This is a genomic window from Flavobacterium sp. MDT1-60 (genome assembly GCF_014844035.1).
In the GTDB taxonomy this organism is placed as follows: domain Bacteria; phylum Bacteroidota; class Bacteroidia; order Flavobacteriales; family Flavobacteriaceae; genus Flavobacterium.
In genome coordinates this window covers 2,755,210-2,773,510 of sequence record NZ_CP062159.1, presented here as the reverse complement: position 1 = coordinate 2,773,510, position 18,301 = coordinate 2,755,210, and the positions used below count along the sequence as shown (strand labels likewise).

16 protein-coding genes are annotated in these 18,301 nt (G+C 34.0%); 10 read left to right on the top strand and 6 right to left on the bottom strand.

The window, feature by feature from the left end; all coding sequences use genetic code 11:
• Nucleotides 1-80 precede the first annotated feature (80 nt).
• The 5 genes from uxaC to IHE43_RS11865 form a co-directional block, all read right to left on the bottom strand.
• Complete coding sequence (gene uxaC / locus IHE43_RS11885; RefSeq protein ID WP_192188120.1) at nt 81-1,487, bottom strand: glucuronate isomerase; 1,407 nt, start codon at nt 1,485-1,487, stop codon at nt 81-83.
• 24 nt (nt 1,488-1,511) lie between these two features.
• Nucleotides 1,512-2,300 (bottom strand): gluconate 5-dehydrogenase, encoded by a 789-nt coding sequence (locus IHE43_RS11880; RefSeq protein ID WP_192188119.1) that lies wholly within the window; start codon nt 2,298-2,300, stop codon nt 1,512-1,514.
• Between the two features lie 5 nt (nt 2,301-2,305).
• Nucleotides 2,306-3,142, bottom strand: coding sequence for a 5-dehydro-4-deoxy-D-glucuronate isomerase (gene kduI, locus IHE43_RS11875; protein WP_192188118.1), 837 nt, complete (start codon nt 3,140-3,142; stop codon nt 2,306-2,308).
• Nucleotides 3,143-3,230: 88 nt separating this feature from the next.
• Complete coding sequence (locus tag IHE43_RS11870; RefSeq protein ID WP_192188117.1) at nt 3,231-4,547, bottom strand: MFS transporter; 1,317 nt, start codon at nt 4,545-4,547, stop codon at nt 3,231-3,233.
• A gap of 42 nt (nt 4,548-4,589) precedes the next feature.
• On the bottom strand, nt 4,590-6,059 hold the full coding sequence (locus tag IHE43_RS11865; protein ID WP_192188116.1) for an MFS transporter: 1,470 nt from the start codon (nt 6,057-6,059) through the stop codon (nt 4,590-4,592).
• Between the two features lie 436 nt (nt 6,060-6,495).
• Here IHE43_RS11865 and IHE43_RS11860 point away from each other — a divergent pair, with 436 nt between their 5' ends.
• The 10 genes from IHE43_RS11860 to IHE43_RS11815 all read left to right on the top strand — a co-directional run bounded on the left by IHE43_RS11860 (nt 6,496) and on the right by IHE43_RS11815 (nt 17,633).
• The gene (locus IHE43_RS11860; RefSeq protein WP_225585482.1) at nt 6,496-7,434 is read left to right on the top strand and encodes an alpha/beta hydrolase; all 939 of its coding nucleotides are present in this window, start codon (nt 6,496-6,498) and stop codon (nt 7,432-7,434) included.
• A 929-nt stretch (nt 7,435-8,363) separates the two neighbouring features.
• Complete coding sequence (locus IHE43_RS11855; protein ID WP_192188115.1) at nt 8,364-8,678, top strand: hypothetical protein; 315 nt, start codon at nt 8,364-8,366, stop codon at nt 8,676-8,678.
• 220 nt (nt 8,679-8,898) lie between these two features.
• The gene (locus tag IHE43_RS11850; RefSeq protein WP_192188114.1) at nt 8,899-9,588 is read left to right on the top strand and encodes a hydrolase; all 690 of its coding nucleotides are present in this window, start codon (nt 8,899-8,901) and stop codon (nt 9,586-9,588) included.
• Between the two features lie 147 nt (nt 9,589-9,735).
• Nucleotides 9,736-11,520, top strand: coding sequence for an amidohydrolase (locus IHE43_RS11845; protein WP_192188113.1), 1,785 nt, complete (start codon nt 9,736-9,738; stop codon nt 11,518-11,520).
• Nucleotides 11,521-11,523: 3 nt separating this feature from the next.
• On the top strand, nt 11,524-11,685 hold the full coding sequence (locus IHE43_RS11840; protein WP_192188112.1) for a hypothetical protein: 162 nt from the start codon (nt 11,524-11,526) through the stop codon (nt 11,683-11,685).
• Nucleotides 11,686-11,857: 172 nt separating this feature from the next.
• Nucleotides 11,858-14,119 carry a CocE/NonD family hydrolase gene (locus IHE43_RS11835; RefSeq protein ID WP_192188111.1) on the top strand — a complete coding sequence of 754 codons (2,262 nt, stop codon included), beginning with the start codon at nt 11,858-11,860 and terminating at the stop codon, nt 14,117-14,119.
• 16 nt (nt 14,120-14,135) lie between these two features.
• Nucleotides 14,136-14,699 carry a 2'-5' RNA ligase family protein gene (locus IHE43_RS11830; RefSeq protein WP_192188110.1) on the top strand — a complete coding sequence of 188 codons (564 nt, stop codon included), beginning with the start codon at nt 14,136-14,138 and terminating at the stop codon, nt 14,697-14,699.
• Nucleotides 14,700-14,949: 250 nt separating this feature from the next.
• On the top strand, nt 14,950-15,873 hold the full coding sequence (locus IHE43_RS11825; protein WP_192188109.1) for an AraC family transcriptional regulator: 924 nt from the start codon (nt 14,950-14,952) through the stop codon (nt 15,871-15,873).
• 169 nt (nt 15,874-16,042) lie between these two features.
• Nucleotides 16,043-16,765 carry an SDR family oxidoreductase gene (locus IHE43_RS11820; protein WP_192188108.1) on the top strand — a complete coding sequence of 241 codons (723 nt, stop codon included), beginning with the start codon at nt 16,043-16,045 and terminating at the stop codon, nt 16,763-16,765.
• 103 nt (nt 16,766-16,868) lie between these two features.
• The gene (locus IHE43_RS11815; protein ID WP_192188107.1) at nt 16,869-17,633 is read left to right on the top strand and encodes an SDR family NAD(P)-dependent oxidoreductase; all 765 of its coding nucleotides are present in this window, start codon (nt 16,869-16,871) and stop codon (nt 17,631-17,633) included.
• Between the two features lie 169 nt (nt 17,634-17,802).
• On the opposite strand, the gene IHE43_RS11810 is transcribed toward IHE43_RS11815, so the two are convergent.
• Nucleotides 17,803-18,276 (bottom strand): PepSY-like domain-containing protein, encoded by a 474-nt coding sequence (locus IHE43_RS11810; protein WP_192188106.1) that lies wholly within the window; start codon nt 18,274-18,276, stop codon nt 17,803-17,805.
• Between the last annotated feature and the right edge of the window lie 25 nt (nt 18,277-18,301).

Sequence of the window (18,301 nt, the reverse complement as noted above, 5' to 3'; positions counted from 1 at the left end):
CCAGTTAAAGATTTCTCTTTTATCATTAAAAATCTTTCCTCTTTATTCTATACTCTTTACTCTTTATTCTTCCCTCTCAATTAAAATTTGAAATACTCTTTTGCATTGTTATATGAAATATCAGAAACTAATTTTCCAATCCATTCCATATCAGCAGGAAGTTCTCCTCTTTGAATTTCATCTCCTAAAAGATTACAAAGAATACGTCTGAAATATTCATGTCTCGGGAAAGACAAAAAGCTTCTTGAATCTGTCAACATTCCAACAAAACAGCTAATTAATCCCATGTTTGAAAGGGCGTTTAATTGTTTTGTCATTCCGTCTTTCTGATCTAAAAACCACCATCCTGAACCAAATTGTACTTTTCCTCTAACGCTTCCGTCATTGAAGTTTCCAATCATCGTAGCCATAACTTCGTTATCAGCAGGATTCAGGTTATAAATGATTGTTTTTGTCAACTTATCTTTGCTGTCTAATGCATTTAAAAAAGAAGATAGTTTTTGTGCCTGTGGATAATCACCGATAGAATCCCAACCTGTATCAGGACCTAATATTCTGTGCATACGAGCATTATTGTTTCTTAAGGCCCCTAAGTGAAATTGCTGAACCCAACCTAATTCATGATACGTTTCTGATAAGAACAACAAGATGGCACTTTGGAATTTCAATGCTTCTTCAGGCGTTATAGTTTGATTTTCTCTTTTCTTTTTGAAAATTGAAGCCACTTCGGCTTCTGTAAAGTTTTCAAAATAAATTTGATCTAAACCGTGATCACTTAATTTACATCCATTTTGATTAAAGAATTCGATTCTCTTTCTCAAAGCATCGCGTAAATCAGCATAAGTATTAATCGCAATTCCGGACACATCCCCCAATGTGTCCAGATATGCGTTATAGCCATCATTTGAAATAAGGATAGCTTTATCAGGCCTGAAAGCAGTACTCATTTTTGTTCCAATTGGATTTTTAGTCAGTTTCTGATGAAACTCTAAATTATCAATTGGATCTTCAGTAGTACAAACTAATTCAGCGTTTACCTTTTTAAGTAAGTTTTGTGTGCTGTAAGCTTCTGATTTTATTTTTTCAGAAGTTTCGATATATATTTTCTCAGCTGATTTCTCATTCAATAAATCATAGATATCAAAATAACGGGCCAATTCTAAATGTGTCCAGTGGTACAAAGGATTACGCATTGTATACGGAACCGTTTTTCCCCAATTTAAGAACTTATCTTTATCTGAACCATTTCCGGTTACAAATTCTTCCTTGATTCCTAATGTACGCATTGCACGCCATTTGTAGTGATCACCATTAATCCAAACCTGTGTGATATTATCAAAAATTTTATCTTCGGCAATAAACTGTGGGTTTAGGTGATTGTGATAATCTATAATAGGCTGATTTTTTGAGTAATTATGATATAACTCTTCAGCGTATTTATTTTCAAGTAAAAAATTGTCGTTTATGAATGTCTTATTTGAACTCATGTCTTTTTAAATATAATTTGGAAATTATTCGTTTGATGGTTTACCAATAGTTGCTAAAATTCCGCCATCAACATATAAAATATGCCCGTTAACAAAATCACTTGCTTTTGATGATAAAAATATCGCAGCTCCGGCTAAATCACCTGCATCTCCCCATTTTGCTGCTGGAGTTCTGCTGATGATGAAATCGTTAAAAGGATGTCCGTCTACTCTGATTGGTTTTGTTTGTTCAGTAGCAAAATAACCAGGTCCAATTCCGTTGATTTGAACATTGTGTTTTGCCCACTCCGTCGCCATGTTTTTAGTCAGCATTTTCAAACCGCCTTTTGCAGCAGCATAAGCACCAACCGTACTACGACCTAATTCGCTCATCATCGAACAAATGTTGATTATTTTTCCTTGTTTTCTTTCAATCATTCCTTTAGCAACATGCTTTGAAACAATAAAAGGAGAAACTAAATCAATATCAATAACTTCTTTAAAATCGGCAACTTCCATATCGATCAACGGAATTCTTTTGATGATTCCCGCGTTATTAATCAAAATATCAATTGGTCCAACTTCACTTTGTATTTTTGCTACGGCAGCCATAACTTCCTGCTCATCGGTTACATTAAATCTATAACCAACAGCATTTATTCCCTGGTTCTGAAGATCTTTTACAGCATCATCAATTTTTTGCTGGGAAGAATTACCATTTACAACAATCGTTGCTCCTGCCTCACCTAATCCTTTTGCCATTGCCATTCCCAGTCCGTGTGTACTTCCTGTAATCAAAGCAACTTTTCCTTTTATATCAAATAAGTTTGTCATGCTTCTTATCTTAAATCTGTTATTTTACAAACATCCATATCACCATAATCCAAATTCTCACCGGCCATTCCCCAGATAAAAGTATAATTACTAGTTCCAGAACCAGAATGTATAGACCATGGCGGAGAAATAACTGCCTGATGATTGTTCATCCAGATATGTCTTGTTTCTTGCGGTTGTCCCATAAAATGACAAACAGCCTGATTTTCCGGAATGTCTAAATAGAAATAAACTTCCATTCTACGATCGTGTACGTGCGCCGGCATTGTATTCCAAACACTTCCTGGTCGCAACTCCGTCATTCCCATTTGCAATTGGCAAGTCGTAACCACACCACCAATAATCATTTGATTAACGGTACGGTGATTCGCTGTTTCCATTGTACCTAATTGCAATTTATTAGCTTGTTCTAAACTTACTTTTACAATTGGATAATTAGTATGAGCTGGCGCAGAGTTTATGTAAAATTTAGCCGGATTTTTACTGTCGGCACTTTTAAAAATCACTTCTTTATTTCCGCTTCCGATATATAAAGCATCTTTAAAATCTAGTTCATAAGATGTTCCTTCAACAACAACAGAACCACTTCCTCCAACATTGATGATTCCCATTTCTCTTCTTTCTAAAAAATAACCTGCTTTTAGAGGGTCAATAGTTTCCAGAGTAAGATCTTTTACAGGAACAACAGAACCGGCAATATATCGATCATAGTGAGAATACGTTAATACGATTTCATCCTCCTGCATTAAGTCATCAATTAAGAATTCATTTCTCAACTGTTGAGTGTCATATTGTTTTACTGCTTCAGGGCTTGACGCGTATCTTGAACTATATTTTGTCATAATTTTTATTTTAATGTAATCGATTGCACAAAATTATATTTTTATCTTCAAATATCATAATACAAATGACAGTTTATTTGTGTAAATTCTACACTTCTACTTTTTTCATTCGGGGAACTAAAATATGCATGATTAGCCAAGCCAGTAAATACGAGGCTCCGCAGATACAAAACATAATAAAATAGCCTGTTTCTATTTTTCCTAATTTAGTATAATAAACAAACATGTTTTTTTGAACCACTAAAGTTAATAAAATTCCTCCAAGTGCTCCGAACATTCCGCCAATTCCTGTTACTGAGGCAGTTGTCTTTTTCGGAAACATATCTGAAACTGTTGTAAAGATATTAGCGCTCCAGGCCTGATGCGCAGAAACAGCCAAACCAATAACTAAAATTGCCAACCAGATACTTATCGCTCCTAAATATTGTGAGAACAATACAGGCAACACTGCAAAGGCATAAATTAACATACTTGTTTTTCGTGCTTTATATGCCGGCCAATTTTTGTTCATTAATTTTAATGGCAGCCATCCACCTCCAATACTTCCGATACTTCCAATAACGTAAACTAAAGCACAAGGCCAGATAATTCCTGTCGCCGAAAGTTTATATTCCTTCATTAAGAAATCAGGCAACCAGAACAAATAAAACCACCAAACCGGATCTGTAAGTAATTTTCCGATGGCAAAAGCCCAAGTTTGACGAAAACTTAATAATTTAAACCACGAAACTTTTTCTGTATCTTCAACTTCAGTTGTTATTACTTTATCTGAATTTATATAGTCTAATTCAGCCTGAGATAAACGCTTTTGTTTTTCAGGAATTTCATAAAAAATAAACCATAATATCAGCCAGGCAAATCCAACTATTCCGGTTAGAATAAAGGCCCATTGCCAGCCATAATTCTCTGCTATAAAAGGCACAGATAATGGCACAATGATAGCGCCGATATTACTTCCCGAATTAAATATACCCGTTGCTAAGGCTCGTTCCTTTTGTGGAAACCATTCGGCTGTAGCTTTTATAGCTGCAGGAAAATTTCCAGCTTCTGTAATTCCTAAAAATACACGAGCGATTAAAAATCCGCCTGTTCCAGTTGCCAGTGCATGTCCAATTGCTGCCAAACTCCATAAACCAGTCGCAATGGCGTAACCAATTTTAGTTCCTAATTTATCTATAATTCCTCCGGCAACCAACATTCCAAGTGCGTATGCAATTTTGAAAGCCAGTTCTATATTTGAATAATCTATTACTTCCTGTTCCGGTGTCCAATGAAAGGCCTCTGCTAAAAAAGGTCGAAGGTAACTAATTACATTTCTGTCTAAATAATTTACTGTCGTAGCAAAAAAGACTAAGCTACATATTGTCCAGCGATACTTTCCTATTGCTGCATTGGCTTCATTCATAGTTTTTGTGGTTTGGTTAGTTAGTTTGGTTGATCAGAACCTCTAAAGATCTGTAATCGGACTATACTTTGGAACTAAGCTTTTCATTACAACCCAGCCTGTTAAATAACAAACGGCACAAATTGAAAAGATGATAAAATAGCCGGCTTCAATTCCTTTAAAGCCCATAAAAGCCATATTAGTTTCTTTTGTATAATCGAATAACATTCCTGATCCTTTATTAATTAAAGTCGAACCAATACCTCCTGCCAAGCCACCAATACCTGTAATCGTCGCAATTGCTTTTTTAGGAAACATATCTCCAACCGTTGTAAAAATATTTGCTGACCATGATTGGTGTGCAGCACCTGCAATACCAATAATGATAACCGGCAACCAATAACTAATATAACCCAAAGGTTGTGCAATTAGTGCCAATAATGGGAAAAATGCAAAAATCAACATGGCTCTCATTCTTCCTTCATACGGATTCATTCCTTTCTTTTCTACAAAATAAGTTGGCAACCAACCTCCAATGATAGAAAGTAAAGTAATCATGTAAAGCACAAATAATGGTAAAGCTGCTTCTGTAGAATCCATTCCGTAAACCGAACTCAAATAGGCTGGTGTCCAGAATAAAAAGAACCACCAAACACCATCAGTCATAAATTTTCCGAAAGCAAAAGCCCATGTTTGTTTGTATTTAAAACAATCTATAAATGAAACTTTTGTTCTGGTATCAGGAACATATCCAACTAATTTACTGTCAGCAATATCATCTTGTTGAATATATTCTAATTCGGCAGCGCTAACTTTTGGGTGTCTTTCCGGTTTATCATACATAAAAACCCAAAATCCCATCCATACAAAACCTAAAGCACCAATGATGATAAATGACATTTCCCAACCAAAAGATTTCGCAATAAACGGAATCGAAATTGGAGCGGCCAATGCACCTACAGTTGCTCCTGCGTTAAAAATACTGGTAGAAAATGCTCTGTCTTTTTTAGGAAAATATTCAGCAGTAGTTTTGATCGCTGCAGGAAAGTTCCCTGCCTCACCTATTGCCAAAACAAAACGGGCAAAAATAAACAAGCTTACACTTACATTAATTACCATTCCGGTATCGTTAACTGTTCTGATAGCCTCTTTTGCCCCTTCAAAACCTACAAACCAATCGCCTGTAATAATTCCTGATGTTGCAATTCCGCAAAAGGCATGTAAACAAGCCCCAATAGACCATATTCCAATTGCCCATAGAAAACCTCTTTTGGTATCTAACCAATCCACGAATCTTCCGGCAAAAAGTAAGGATACAGCGTAAAAAATCGAAAATAATGCGGTAATATTTCCGTAATCGTTATTTGTCCAATGAAATTCAGGAGCGATAAAATCATTCCATGTCAAAGAAAGAACCTGTCTGTCTAAGTAGTTTATAGTAGTTGCAAAAAACAACAAAGCACATATACTCCAACGATATCTTCCTGTTGATTTATTAGTTTTACTAATAGAAATTTCATTTGTTTGATTCATGGTAACGGTTTTATTCTAAATTTATATTTTTTGGTCCTCGGGTTTATCAATTTATTTCTAACTCAGATCTTCAAAATCAACAGATTAATGCAATAAAAACAAATTAATGTAATCGATTGCACAAATATACTTTTAAATCTTAATAATACAAATAAATTGTTTAAAAAATTATTTTAATACGTTAAATTAACATTTCACATAAAAAAATGAACTCAAAATTACACATTAAACAATATATATGTTAAATAACGACATGTGAAATTTGTCCGTTTCGTATGTCAAAATTGTACTAAAATCACTATTTGCAAATCGATTTATAAAGACTATTCCTATCGAATATTAGAATTATCTAATATATCATAAAATTGAAAAATCAATAAAAAACTCTAAATTTGAGTCTTTCCATAAAAACTCAACTTAAATTAAACTTTATAAAGTGAAAAAACTGACACATTTAATAACTGCAAAATCAATATTTAACCTGATACTGCTTTTTGGAATCACAAATCAATTACAGGCTCAAAATCAGGTAGTCCCACTTTGGAAAACGATTCCACAAGAAATCAAAGCTTCTGACTATCAGGAAAAAGAAATCATAAAAGACGGAAAAGTACAAAGTACAAGTCAGGTTTCAATACCCACATTAAGTATCTTTTTTACAAAAGAAATCAAACAAAATCAAACCGCTGTAATTATTCTGCCTGGTGGTGGCTATTCGCATTTGGCAATTGATAAAGAAGGGACTAAAGTTGCAGAATGGCTTAATAGTTTAGGAATTGTAGCATTTGTTTTGAAATACAGATTGCCAAACGATTTAATCATGACAAACAAAATAGTTGGCCCCTTGCAGGACGTGCAGGAAGCCATGCGTATTGTACGACTAAATGCTGCAAAATGGAATATTGATCCGAATAAAATTGGTATTATGGGATTTTCAGCAGGCGGACATTTAGCATCAACGTTATCCACTCATTATGATGAAAGAGTATATGAAACTTCATCAAAAATAAGCGCTCGTCCTGATTTTTCTCTTCTGATTTACCCTGTTGTATCTATGGAAAACGATATAACCCATAAAGGATCACAAACGAGTTTATTGGGAAATAATCCATCAAAAGATTTAATTGATTTTTTTTCGAATGAGAAAAAAGTAACAGCCCAAACGCCAACTACTTTTATTGTCCATGCTACTGATGATACAGCTGTTTTACCGGAAAACAGTATCAATTATTATTTGGCACTCAAAAAAAATGCAGTTACATCTGAGTTACATTTATACGAAAGCGGCGGACATGGTTTTGGTCTTGGTGTAAAAGATACCAGTAAATTCTGGACCAGAGATTGCGAGGAGTGGCTTAAGAGCCATGGATATTGATATTGGCTCGTCTTTTTAAACATAGCCAACGGTTTCAACCGTTTAGACACAAATCAAGGCTCAAAGAGTATAATAACATTGCGATCATTGCGTAAATCTTAGCGTTCCTTGCGGTTAGGCTTTAGATTTTCAGAATTTGTGAAATAAAAAAGGGTTTTTAAATTTAGTTAACGTGTAACCAAATCTAAAAACCCCATAAAAATTAGACTTCTTGTATGTCTTGCAAACTTACACAATGCATCCACGATCAAATGAACTCGTCAAATTTTCATTAAAAAATGTTTCTCCAAAAACAGTTTTAAGAAGAACATTATGCTGTTAAAAAAGGCAAAGCAGCATAACTTTTTGATCTTCTACGGCACAAAACTACAAGCTACTTTCAAAAAAAACTTACGGTTTTCCTCATTTTTGTGCATTTTTTTTACTTTTAACATTTTGTGTTTTTTCAATATGTTGTGTTTCTTCCAGTTAAACTTTTTTTCTAAAAAATGAAAAAAAAAATTCTTAAAAACTTTGCAAGTAAAATACTTCAAAGGTTTTAAAAAATTACTGAAATACTAAGTTGATAAGATGCTAAGATTTGTTTCTTATCCTAGATTAAGCTGGAACTTTGAATTATGAAATACATTTGTTTTTATAAAGTGGCTAAGCTACTAAGGGACTAAGATGCTAAGATTTGTTTCTTATTCTAGATTTAAGTTTAAACTATGAATTAAGAAATAAATTTGTAAAGTAGATTACAAGTTTTGTCACAAGCTGAAATAAAAATAAAATTTAGAAACTTAGAAAGAATTTTTCTTATTCTAGATTAAGTTGAACTCAGAATTTATGAAATACATTTGTAAAGTAAATTAGAAGTGTTATCGACAGATGAAATGAAACTTAGTGCCTCAGAACCTAAGAATCTTAGAACCTTTAAAGTAAAAATTATGAAAATATTTGAATTCTTAATACTCGGAAAAAACGAACCAATACTGGAGATTTTACTTCGCTTGGTGAATGCTTACGAAGACTGGAATGCAGTAGGCTTCAGTGATGAAAAGTCGGCTCAGGAATATTTTCTAAACAACAAAATCGATATTGTTCTTTTGAGTTCCGGAATCGAAGATCATGTCGAAAAAGAGTTTACTTCTTTTTGTTTAAAACAGCAACCCGATGTCGAAGTAATTGAGCATTTTGGCGGAGGAAGCGGTTTATTAAAATCAGAAATACAACACAGATTACATCTTAAAGGAAAAATTTAGGTACCAAAATTTTTCTCATCAATACCTTTTTATTAAAACATTTACGAAGATCGCCTAAAAATTGACGATATATCGTTAAAATCATTATTGCCTTTTTTCAAAAATTCGCTATAAATCAACACCTTACAAACAAGGCACTGCTTTTGAACGCAATAAACTGAAAATCAAAATGAACATAAATTTTTAAAAACCTTTTATTAACACACAAAATTACATTACCATGAAAAAATTAATCTCAACAGCAGTTTTATTATTCTTAACATTTATTGGTTTCGCGCAAAAACCAAGTCCGGCATTATTAGATCCAACAAATCATACTTTGGTTTTAATTGATTACGAAAGCCAAATGGCCTTTGCAGTAAGTAACATTCCAATTGATCAGCTTCGTAACAATACCGCTTTAGTTGCCGGTGCTTCAAAAATATTTAAAGTTCCAACTATCGTAACAACAGTAGCAGAAAAATCATTCAGCGGACCTGTTTTCCGTGAAATTGAAGAATTCTATCCACAAAAAAGTTCAAACTATATCGATCGTACATCAATGAATACCTGGGAAGATGCTCCTGCTCACAAAGCTATTACTGGAAAAGGTAAAAAGAAAATCGTATTTGGCGGTTTATGGACAAGTGTTTGTATCGTTGGGCCAACATTATCAGCAATTAACGAAGGTTACGATGTTTACGTAATTACAGATGCAAGCGGAGACGTTTCTAAAGAAGCACATGAAATGGCTGTTACCCGTATGGTTCAGGCTGGTGCTCACCCAATCACTTCATTGCAATATTTATTAGAATTACAACGTGACTGGGCTCGTCAGGAAACTTATGTTGCCGTTACGGATTTGGTTAAAAAATACGGTGGTGCTTACGGTGTTGGTGTTCAATATGCACACGAAATGCTTAAACACTAAATTATTTATAAATTAAAAATTGAGAATTAAAAATTAAAAAAAACTCCTAAATCTGCGAGAAATAGTAAACTATGTCTTTAAACATTTTTAATTTTTAATTCTCAATTTTTAATTAAATCTACCCAAAACCTAAACAAAACCACTCTCATGAAACCAAAAACCTTATTATCAGCTTTACTTTTAATTCTTTCACTACCAATTTTTGCTCAAGGCAAAAGTGCCACACTTATCGTTCATCATGCTGTTATTCACACTTTGGATGATAAAAACACAATTGTTGAGGCTATGGCTGTCGCCGATGGAAAAATCCTGAAAACAGGAAAAAACAATGAAATTTTAAAATTAAAAAACAAAAACACAACGATAATTGATGCTAAAGGAAAAGTAATTATTCCGGGAATATTTGATTCTCACATGCACATTATCCGAGGAGGAAGATTTTTTAATACCGAATTACGCTGGGACGGCGTTCGTTCCCTAAAAAGAGCTTTGGCAATGCTAAAAGAGCAGTCTCAAAGAACACCAAAAGGACAATGGGTTCGCGTTGTTGGTGGTTGGAATGCCTATCAGTTTGAAGAAAAAAGACTACCCACTTTAGAAGAAATAAATGAGGCAACTGGCGACGTTCCTACCTTTGTTTTGCATTTATACGGACACGCTTATTTGAATAAAGCAGGTATAGAAGCCTTAAAAATTGATGCTAATACCCCAAATCCAAATGGAGGATTGGTTGAAAAAGATGCTTCTGGAAATCCAACCGGATTATTGATTGCAGAGCCAAATGCATTCATCTTATACTCTACCCTTTCAAAACTTCCGGAATTAACTCCTGATGAAAAAATAAATTCAACCAAACAATTTATGTCTGAAATGAATCGTCTTGGTGTAACAGCAATCATTGATGCCGGAGGCGGATTTCAAAACTTCCCTGATGATTATGGAGTGACAAATGGTTTATGCAAAGAAAGCGATTTGACTGTCAGAATGCCTTATTATTTATTTGCACAAAAAGCAGGAAGCGAATTAAACGATTACACCAAATGGGTTAGTACCGTTGAAATTGGCGAAGGCTGTGACGATCATGACGAAGATAAAGTAGAATACCATGCACAAGGGGCAGGAGAAAATCTGGTCATGAGTGCCGGAGATTTTGAAAATTTTGACAAACCCAGACCCGAATTAAGTCCGGCGATGGAAGGGCAATTAAAATCGGTTTTGTCATTGTTGATTAAAAACAGATGGCCGTTTCGAATTCATGCCACTTATAACGAAAGTATTACCCGTTTTTTAAATGTCATAGAAGAGATTGACAAAGAAACACCATTAAACGGATTATTGTGGTTTTTCGACCATGGAGAAACGGTTTCAGTTGAAAATCTAAAAAGAATCAAAGCTTTAAACGGAGGTTTGGCAATTCAGCACAGAATGGCGTACCAAGGGGAAAGTTTTATAAAAAGATATGGAAAAACGGCTGCTGCAAACACAGTTCCGCTTAAAAAGATCCTTGAAATGGGAATCAAAGTCGGAATGGGCACCGATGGAACCCGTGTTGCCAGTTACAATCCCTGGGTTGGTTTATATTGGCTGACAACCGGAAAAACTTTAGGAGGTACAAAATACATGCTCCACGAAAATATTCAGGACAGAACAGCCGCTTTAAAATTATTCACTTACGGAAGCGCACAATTGATTAATTTAGAAAAAGACCGTGGTATGCTGAAAGCAAATAATTTAGCTGATTTCGTAATTCTTTCTGATGATTATTTCAATACTTCTGAAGAGAAAATTTTAAACATAGAATCAAAACTGACTGTTGTAAACGGAAAAGTGGTGTATGCGGATAATGACTTTAGAACATTCGCAAATCCGATTCCGAAAGCCATTCCGGAATGGAGTCCTGTAAATTATTTTGGAGGTTATCAAAAAAACTAAATCATGAAGATTATAATCCGAATATTGTTGCTTTTGGGATTCTTTTATAGCGCAAATGCGCAACAAAAAATGACATTCCAAAAGCTGCGATATGACGATGATCTAACTTATTTGAAAGATTTTACCAGAAATTGGTATGAAAAAATCAAATATATCCCAATTTAATGCAGGTTCTTTTTAAAAGAAGTAGGGAACAGGAAAAGATTATTTTTATGCAGCTTTCTCCGCTTAGTTTAAATTTTAAATACAATTTAAACCGTTATCTGATTAATAAGAAATTTATACTATTTTTGAGAAGACAAATTTAAACCAAAACCTCAAAAATAAATTTCCCGGCATGACAAAGAGTATCATAATACTATTGATTTGTTTCTCCTTTCAAATAGGAACTTCACAAAAAATATATTTCGATAAAAGTAAATTCAGTGACAGTCTAAGCATTAGTAAAAATATGCCTTTATTGGCAAAAAAAATACTGCCGATCTATAAAAATGCAAACAAAGCAACGTTTTTGGACAGCTATGCCAGAATACAATTTGTTGCGGGAGATTACAAAGACATGGAACGAAATTTTGTTACCTACTCACAAGAGGTACTAGGTGATAGCATCGCAAACAGACCTATGGGATTTATCTATAAAGCGTATGCCAGAACAATTACAAAAGCACCTAAATCAAATTCAGATTTTGAAGGGACTTTTACGGCTGAATTTTACAGATTATACAATAGCTTTGACAATAATGGGAAAAACTGGGCTGAAAGTTATTATGAAATAAAATTGGCTGAAATGAAAACCAATTTTGAATCACGCTTAAAAACCGCCCAGGCAAGCGACAGTATTAGCACCGAAGATGCAGCGGTTTTATGCCGCCATTATTCACGATATTTTATTTACAGTAAAACGCTTTCTATTGCAAATAAAATAATTGATAAAATAGAAGCAGATACTTACATAATCGATAAAAACATCATTATTACGTTACCAAACAAAAGTACAATTTCCGGTACTATGGTCAGATATAGAAATGTATCCCAGCCACAACCGGTGGTAATGAAATATAATATCTATGCTGGAAATGAACTAAGCCAATGCAAAGAAATAGCTAATATGGGTTACGTTGGTTTTATTGCCAATACAAGAGGTAAAAATTTAAGCAATGATCCTATCGAACCTTACGAACACGACGGCGATGATGCTTATTACATTCTGGATTGGGTTAGCAAACAACCGTGGTGCAATGGCAAAATCGGATTATATGGCGGAAGTTATCTGGGATTTGCACAATGGAGTGCCATGAAAAAAGTGCATCCTGCCTTAAAAACAATTGTTCCTTTAGTATCTGTTGGTGCAGGAATTGACTTTCCGATGCAAAATGGTATTTTTATGAGTTATGCTTTAAGATGGATTCATTATGTCGCTAATAATAAATTGACAGATCTTGGTGATTTTCAAAACAGCAAAAAATGGGATGAAGTTTTTTCTCAATATTATAAAAGTGGCAACAGCTTTAGGAGCTTAGATTCAATAGAAGGTAATCCTTCACCGTTATTTCAAAGATGGTTAGATCATCCAACATATGATACTTATTGGCAAAATATGACGCCTCAAAAAGAAGCTTTTGCCAACATAAATATTCCCATTTTAAGCACTACTGGCTATTATGACGACGATCAGCTCGGTGCTATGTACTATTATAATCAATATCAAAAATACAATAAAACAAACAACTATTATTTAATAATTGGGCCTTATGATCATGGAGGTTCACAGGGACATCCAAAAAAAGAATTAGGAGGATATGTAATAGATGAAGCGGCAAATATTCCAATTAATACTATTATTTTCCAATGGTTTGATTATATCCTAAAAGATGCGAAACGTCCGGATATTTTAAAAGATAAAGTAAACTTTGAAATCATGGGCAAAAACGAATGGAAAAGTGTTGCATCATTAGAAAAAATGCACAATCAGGATCTTACTTTTTATCTAAGCAGCAAAGACACCAAATATTCTTTACAAAAAACAGCTCCTAAAAAGACAACCTCTATTAATCAAATAGTGGATTTTAAAGATCGTTCTGAGATTAATATTTACAACGACAATTACATAAATGGATTTCCTAATGTTATTGATTCTATTATTAAGCCCGAAAAACACTTATTAGTTTTTGAAAGTGACCCAATTTCAGAACCTGTAATTATAAGTGGTTCATTAAAAGCTTCCTTAAAAATAAGCAGTAATAAAAAAGATATTGATGTTGAATTACAGCTTTATGAAAAAACTGCAAAGGGTCAATATTTTGCTTTAAGCAATAATTTACAAAGAGCAAGTTTAGCAAAAGACAGAACTAAAAGGCAACTATTACTGCCAAATAAAATCGAAACTATCGATATCAATCAAACTTTTATAACTTCGAAAGAGTTACAAAAAGGAAGTTCTATTGTTATTGTTATGGGAGTTAATAAAAATCCAAATTGGGAAGTGAATTATGGTTCAGGAAAAGATGTTAGTTCTGAAACACTCGCCGATGCCAAAGAGCCATTAGAAATAAAATGGTATACAAACAGCACGATTACATTACCAATCCTGAAATTATAAAATCATTTTTTATATAATGGAAAAGAAATATTCAGTTGCCATTTACCCTTCGCAAGAAGCTATCGATGCTGTCAAAACGATAAAAGATTATCTGAAAAATAAAATAGATTGGTATAACAGCTGTAATTCTGTTGCACATATTACGATTTGTGAGTTTACAATTTCGGAAACTGAAATGGATAAATACAAACAAAAACTATTTAAAATCTGCGACACGTTTACTCCATTTCAAGTTTATTTAGATCACTTCGGATTTTACGAAAATAGCGGTGCCTTTTTTATTGCTCCCAATGAAGATTCGAAAGCAAAATTAAAACCGATCCTCAAAAAAACACAAGAAATATTAAAACCTTTAAGCCTTAAAAAAAGCGACGATCCACATATGTCCATTGCCCGAAGATTAACTCCCGAAAATCTTAAAATAGCGGCACAGCTTTTCACTACAATTGATATTGATTTTTTGTGCTGTGAAATTGTATTACGAGAATTGGATCCAATTAAAAAGCAGTTTTTTGTAATTGATACGATTCCATTTGGAAGTAATCCTCAGCCGGAATTAATTCAGGGAACTTTATTCTAACCGCAAGGTTCGCAAAGATTTACGCGAGGTTAGCAAAGCTGCCTTATTTAATCTCGCAAAGTCGCGAAGTCGCAAAGTTTATTTTCTTTACGACTTCGCGATTTTGCGAGAAATTACTAGCGCCCTTTGCGTAAACCCTTGCGAACCTTGCGGTTAAATCCACACAAACCAAAGAACCTGAAACAAAGAAAACCTGAAACCTGAAACTAAAATCAATTTTTCGTATATTTGAATTTTACAATTCAAGCATATGAAATCCCTAGATTCATTTTACCAGGATATTACCAAAGGCACCTCTATTGAACCAAGTTCCTTATTACCCAACGACATCAAAAAAGAAATTGGTCATTTTAATGTATTTGACATTAAAGAACTGCTGGAGAGAATGCAGGGAAAATCAGCTATGCCTTATGACAGAAGAGCTTACTACAAAATAAGTTTGATACGAGGCAAAAACAGATCTGAATATGCTGATAAAATAATTGAAATCGAAAAGCAGGGACTTTTATTTGCTACGCCTAAAATCCCGTATAATTATATACCGCAAGACACCAATCAATCCGGGCAATTTTGTGTTTTTACAAGCGAGTTTTTATCCAAAAATAAAAGCGGAATTGATTTGGATGATCTTCCCATTTTTGCTTCTGACGGGTATCCGATTTTTCAGCTTACCAATGAAGAAGTTGTCGAAGTTGAATTGATTTTCAACAAAATACAAAAAGAAATCAATTCAGATTATATCTATAAATACGATTTGATCCGAAATTATGTTGCCGAGTTAATTCACTTTGGGCAGAAATTACAACCTATAACTGCACTTTATTCCAAACATAATTCGGCTGCGAGAGTTTCTTCTTTATTTGCCGAATTATTAGAAAGGCAATTCCCTATTGAATCTCCGCATCAGCGATTAGAACTAAGAACGGCCAAGGACTTTGCAGAAAGATTATCCGTTCATGTGAATCATTTGAATAAGGTTTTAAAAGAAAATACCGGAAAAACCACAACCGAATTAATTAGCACACGTTTGATAAACGAAGCCAAAATCCTTTTAAAACAAACCGACTGGAACATTTCTGAAATTGCTTTTTCTCTAGGTTTTGAAGAACTAGCGCATTTTTCTAATTTCTTTAAAAAACAAACTTCTTTTACGCCTTTAGCATTCCGAAGTTGATTTTTGTTTCAGGTTTCAAGTTTAAAGTTTCCCAATTTGGAATTTGGAGTTTTAAAAATTGGAATTTATTATTTCTGATTTGAATTTCGCAAACTTCGGTTTGAAATTTACAATTCCCCAACGCTGCTTTGCTCCTACCTTTGTCTTATCAATTTAAAAGATCAAAAAGATGAACTTAGCAAACAACAAAATTTTAATAACAGGCGGTGCAAGCGGCATTGGACTTGGCCTGACTGAACGCTTTATTCAGGAAAATAATACCGTAATTATCTGCGGAAGAAGAGAATCTGTTTTAAATGAAGTTAAAGCAAAATTTCCAAGCGTAATTACAAAAGTATGTGACTTATCAGATGAAAAAGAGCGCATCGCACTATACGAATGGATTACAGAAAATCACCCTGATTTAAATGTATTAATCAACAATGCCGGAATTCAGAAATGGGTTTCTGTTACCGATGCTGATTTCTACGAGAGCATGAAAACAGAGCTTAATACTAATATCGAAGCGCCTTTGCATTTAACTTCGTTATTTATTCAGTTAAAATCGCTTACAACAGTAATGAATGTAACTTCCGGATTGGCCTTTTCGCCTTTTGCAAAAGTTCCGGTTTATTCGGCTACAAAAGCTTTTTTCCGTTCGTTTACGCTTTCACTTCGTCATATTTTAAAAGCAAAAAACATTGAAGTAATTGAAATCATTCCACCTGCTTTGAATACAGATCTTGGCGGCACAGGCTTACATGATGCGCATCCAAGTGTGGCCGACTTTATTGTTTCAATTTTTGAGCAATTAAAACAAGGCAGAAACGAGCTTACTTTCGGCACCAGTGAAACCAGACTAAACGCAAGTGTCCCGGAATTAAAAGCTTCATTTGAGGCATTACATTCATAAGATGCAAGAAGCAAGAAAAAAGATATGATGTAAATCGTAAAACATCTTACTTCTTGCATCTTACATTTCACCAATAACAATCAACAATAAACATTATATAAAAATGGCAATAAATACAAAAATCGCCTTAGTAACAGGCGGCAGCAGAGGTTTAGGGAAAAATATGGCAATCGCAATTGCAAAAAAAGGAATTGACGTCATCATTACCTACAACAGTAAAAAAGAAGAAGCTGACTCAGTAGTAAAAGAAATCGAAAACTTAGGTCAGAAAGCAGCTTCACTTCAATTAAACGTAGCGGATTCAGGTACTTTTGATTCTTTCTTCGGAAGTGTTTCAACAACATTAAAAAGTACTTTTAAAACTGATAGATTTGATTTCCTGGTAAACAATGCCGGAATCGGAATTCATAATTCTTTTATCGGAACTACAGAAGCTGAATTTGATCAATTGACCAATATTCAGTTCAAGGGACCGTTTTTCTTAACTCAAAAAGCATTGAATGTAATGAATGACGGCGGCGGAATCGTAAATATTTCAACTGGTTTGGCGAGATTTTCTTTCCCTGGTTATGCGGCTTATGCTTCTATGAAAGGCGCTATCGAAACTTTAACCAAATATCAGGCAAAAGAATTAGGTGAAAGAAAAATAAGAGCCAATGTTGTAGCTCCGGGTGCCATCGAAACTGATTTTGGCGGAGGTGTTGTTCGCGACAACGAACAAATGAATCAACAAATTGCATCAGTAACTGCTTTAGGAAGAGTTGGTTTACCAGACGATATTGGCGGTGTTGTTGCTTTTCTATGTACTGAAGACGCGCGCTGGATAAATGCGCAGCGTATTGAAGTTTCTGGAGGAATGAATCTTTAATAATTGTGAATTATGAATGGTTAATTGTAAATGGTAAAAAGTGAAATGACAATTCCTTCAATAAATGAAACCTAACAGTTTTATAATTTAAAAAACAAAACCCGATAGATTTTTAATCTCTATCGGGTTTGTCGTTTTAAATATATTTGAATTAGTAAGCAAGCGTATTTTAATTTTTCTCTATAATGACATCAAAACCGCCGTTGTTATCGAAGACTACATCATAAAATCTGGCATCTTTTTCTACTATAACTTCATAGGTTGTTTTGTTTTTATAATCTACTACAACCGCAATTTCACGAATGGCTTTTGGTGGATAATTTTTCTTCAGATAAGCCTGTGCTTTTGCTGGCAACTGACTTAACGGAATCTGTAATTCGTAAGCTTTTAAAACACCCAAATTGTCATAAACGGCAAGCGCTTCGGCATTTGTATCTGTTTTGAATTTCGCTTCGTATCGCACTTCATCATTATCATCTCCCACATATTCCATTGCCCAAACGGGTACTTTATTTGGATATTCTTTCTGAAAAGTGAATAAAACTTTCTCAGGCGGTGTAATTTTCTCCTTCATATTAATTCCTTCCTGCGCCATCAAAAAGCCGCTGCATAAAAAGAAAACAGCTACAAATACGTTTTTCATGATTTCAATTTTTTTAAATTTACCA

Bases quoted from the DNA above. Each gene is read 5' to 3' on its own strand.
- uxaC (WP_192188120.1), bottom strand. From the start codon at position 1,487: ATGAGTTCAAATAAGACATTCATAAACGACAATTTTTTACTTGAAAAT.
- IHE43_RS11830 (WP_192188110.1), top strand. From the start codon at position 14,136: ATGGAAAAGAAATATTCAGTTGCCATTTACCCTTCGCAAGAAGCTATC.
- IHE43_RS11825 (WP_192188109.1), top strand. From the start codon at position 14,950: ATGAAATCCCTAGATTCATTTTACCAGGATATTACCAAAGGCACCTCT.
- IHE43_RS11815 (WP_192188107.1), top strand. From the start codon at position 16,869: ATGGCAATAAATACAAAAATCGCCTTAGTAACAGGCGGCAGCAGAGGT.
- IHE43_RS11810 (WP_192188106.1), bottom strand. From the start codon at position 18,276: ATGAAAAACGTATTTGTAGCTGTTTTCTTTTTATGCAGCGGCTTTTTG.
- IHE43_RS11870 (WP_192188117.1), bottom strand. From the start codon at position 4,547: ATGAATGAAGCCAATGCAGCAATAGGAAAGTATCGCTGGACAATATGT.
- IHE43_RS11845 (WP_192188113.1), top strand. From the start codon at position 9,736: ATGAAACCAAAAACCTTATTATCAGCTTTACTTTTAATTCTTTCACTA.
- IHE43_RS11840 (WP_192188112.1), top strand. From the start codon at position 11,524: ATGAAGATTATAATCCGAATATTGTTGCTTTTGGGATTCTTTTATAGC.
- IHE43_RS11850 (WP_192188114.1), top strand. From the start codon at position 8,899: ATGAAAAAATTAATCTCAACAGCAGTTTTATTATTCTTAACATTTATT.
- IHE43_RS11865 (WP_192188116.1), bottom strand. From the start codon at position 6,059: ATGAATCAAACAAATGAAATTTCTATTAGTAAAACTAATAAATCAACA.
- IHE43_RS11820 (WP_192188108.1), top strand. From the start codon at position 16,043: ATGAACTTAGCAAACAACAAAATTTTAATAACAGGCGGTGCAAGCGGC.
- IHE43_RS11835 (WP_192188111.1), top strand. From the start codon at position 11,858: ATGACAAAGAGTATCATAATACTATTGATTTGTTTCTCCTTTCAAATA.
- IHE43_RS11880 (WP_192188119.1), bottom strand. From the start codon at position 2,300: ATGACAAACTTATTTGATATAAAAGGAAAAGTTGCTTTGATTACAGGA.
- IHE43_RS11855 (WP_192188115.1), top strand. From the start codon at position 8,364: ATGAAAATATTTGAATTCTTAATACTCGGAAAAAACGAACCAATACTG.
- kduI (WP_192188118.1), bottom strand. From the start codon at position 3,142: ATGACAAAATATAGTTCAAGATACGCGTCAAGCCCTGAAGCAGTAAAA.